The sequence below is a fragment of the Pseudomonas sp. 2VD genome, from assembly GCF_005503585.1.
Classification (GTDB): Bacteria; Pseudomonadota; Gammaproteobacteria; order Pseudomonadales; family Pseudomonadaceae; genus Pseudomonas; species Pseudomonas aeruginosa.
Genome location: NZ_SCND01000669.1, coordinates 1 through 1,191, shown reverse-complemented (window position 1 = coordinate 1,191; position 1,191 = coordinate 1). Strand labels below are relative to the sequence as shown.

The window sequence follows — 1,191 nt, the reverse complement described above, 5'->3', positions numbered from 1 at the left end:
CACACGAGGTGTTCCATGACCCGCAACGTCACCGTCGCCGCCACCCAGATGGCCTGCTCCTGGGATCGTCCGGCGAACATCGCCCGCGCCGAGAAACTGGTGCGCCAGGCCGCCGCCAGGGGTGCGCAGATCATCCTGATCCAGGAACTGTTCGAGACCCCCTACTTCTGCCAGAAGCCGAACCCGGACTACCTGCAGCTGGCCACCACGGTCGAGGAGAACGCCGCCATCGCCCACTTCCAGGCCCTCGCCCGGGAGTTGCAGGTGGTATTGCCGATCAGCTTCTTCGAACGCGCCGGGCGCGCCCGCTTCAACAGCATCGCGGTCATCGACGCCGATGGCGGCAACCTCGGGGTCTACCGCAAGAGCCACATCCCGGACGGCCCGGGCTACCACGAGAAGTACTACTTCAATCCGGGCGACACCGGCTTCAAGGTCTGGCAGACCCGCTACGCACGGATCGGCGTCGGTATCTGCTGGGACCAGTGGTTCCCCGAATCGGCGCGCAGCATGGCGTTGCTCGGCGCGGAACTCCTGTTCTACCCGACCGCCATCGGTAGCGAACCGCACGACGCCAGCATCAGCTCGCGCGATCACTGGCAGCGCGTGCAGCAAGGCCATGCCGGGGCCAACCTGATGCCGCTGGTGGCTTCCAACCGCATCGGCCGCGAGGAGCAGGACGGCTACGACATCACCTTCTATGGTTCTTCGTTCATCGCCGACCCGTTCGGCGAGAAAGTCGAGGAGCTGAACCGCACCGAGGAAGGTATCCTTGTCCACACCTTCGACCTCGATGCGCTGGAGCGCACCCGCAGCGCCTGGGGCGTGTTCCGCGACCGCCGGCCGAACCTCTACGGTCCGCTGAAGACCCTCGACGGTTCGCTGGAGTCCTGAGGCCTCGGGAAACGATCCGCGCGGGGACGCCCCGCGCATTCCGCGCCGGCGTCCGCCGCGCATAGCAACGATTTCAGGAGCAGCGATGAGCAACCCGACCAGCACCCCACGCGCCGACGGCTTCCGCATGCCCGCCGAATGGGAACCCCACGAGCAGACCTGGATGGTCTGGCCGGAACGCCCGGACAACTGGCGCAACGGCGGCAAGCCGGCCCAGGCGGCCTTCGCCGCGGTGGCCAAGGCCATCGCGCGCTTCGAGCCGGTCACCGTGTGCGCCAGCGCCGGGCAGTACGAGAA

Annotated in this window: 2 protein-coding genes; both read left to right on the top strand. The window is 67.4% G+C overall.

The window, feature by feature from the left end:
* The first annotated feature begins 15 nt into the window (after window positions 1-15).
* Window positions 16-894 carry an N-carbamoylputrescine amidase gene (gene aguB, locus FFS27_RS32960; protein WP_003111119.1) on the top strand — a complete coding sequence of 293 codons (879 nt, stop codon included), beginning with the start codon at window positions 16-18 and terminating at the stop codon, window positions 892-894.
* An 85-nt stretch (window positions 895-979) separates the two neighbouring features.
* The coding region (locus tag FFS27_RS32955) for an agmatine deiminase family protein (protein ID WP_171019293.1) at window positions 980-1,191 on the top strand (212 nt) is incomplete at its 3' end.